A 1,121-nucleotide genomic window follows, 5' to 3' on the forward strand; every position below is an offset into this window, starting at 1 on the left:
TAGGTCGTGAACTCATAAATTCGAAGTGGCTGCGCAAGGAGCGTGATCGTTGACAAGCGCGGCAACGATGGGCTGATTGATGTATTGATGGACCTTGACCTTTCCGACGCTATCCGAACGCACCTTGTCATCGAGGTCGACGTCGACGAGGAACATTACGTAGCTGAACCTTACGCCTTAACCGGACCTGGGAATTCCACTCTTCGGGCGTTTGTCATTTCTGGCGCGGGAGGTGGTTGGCGAGACTTTCCGGACTGGAAGAACCTGCACATCACGAACAAGCGCTTTATTCCCCGAGAGAGTGTTTGATGCTCGGCCTTCCCTTGCGGAAAGAAGTCTGATTCAGCTTCGGCATGAGCCGATATGATTTGACCGACTTCGAGTGGTGCGTGATCGAACCGCTTCTACCCAACAAATCCCGAGGCGTGCCGCGCGTCGATGACCGGCGCGTGCTGAACGGCATCTTCTGGGTGCTGCGTTCCGGTGCGCCGTGGCGCGATCTGCCCGAGCGTTATGGCCCGCGTACCACCTGCTACAACCGCTTCGTGCGCTGGCGAAAAGCTGGCGTGTGGGATCGGATGATGGACGCCATCACCGCTGCCCACGATGGCGACATCCAGATGATCGACAGCACTTCCGTTCGCGCCCACCAACAGGCCGCGACGGCAAAAAGGGGGATCGAGATCATTGTCTCGGTCGTTCCCGAGGTGGGCTCACGACCAAAATCCACGCGGTCGTCGATGGGCAAGGTCTTCCGATCCGACTGAGCCTGACCGCTGGGCAAAGCCATGACGGCCTTGCCGCTGACGATCTGCTTGACCATGTTGGGAGCGGAACAATCGTGCTCGCGGACAAGGCATACGATGCGGATCGCATCCGGGCGTCTCTCCGCGAGAAGGGGGCCTTCGCCAACATCCCTCCCAAGATAAACCGGCGATCGAAGCCATACTTCAGCACGTGGCTCTATCGCGAGCGGAACCTAATTGAGCGCTTCTTCTCCAAGCTGAAGCACTTCCGCAGGGTCGCAACCCGCTACGACAAACTCGCCGAGAACTTCCTCGCCATGGTCCAACTGGCTTCGATGCGGCTGTGGCTCCGCGTTTATGAGTCTACGCCCTAGC

At 58.6% G+C, this 1,121-nt stretch carries 2 protein-coding genes; both read left to right on the forward strand.

The features are described 5' to 3' along the window. Positions 1-42: 42 nt before the first annotated feature. Positions 43-309, forward strand: coding sequence for a hypothetical protein (locus tag LK12_RS24805; RefSeq protein WP_156135601.1), 267 nt, complete (start codon positions 43-45; stop codon positions 307-309). A 44-nt stretch (positions 310-353) separates the two neighbouring features. Then, positions 354-1,120 (forward strand): IS5 family transposase gene (locus LK12_RS24420; RefSeq protein ID WP_156135602.1). Its coding sequence is split into 2 segments (ribosomal slippage): positions 354-666 and positions 666-1,120, totalling 768 coding nucleotides; the frame shifts between segments, so codons are not numbered across the junction. Position 1,121: the final 1 nt, after the last annotated feature.

Source organism: Novosphingobium malaysiense, from assembly GCF_000802225.1.
In the GTDB taxonomy this organism is placed as follows: domain Bacteria; phylum Pseudomonadota; class Alphaproteobacteria; order Sphingomonadales; family Sphingomonadaceae; genus Novosphingobium; species Novosphingobium malaysiense.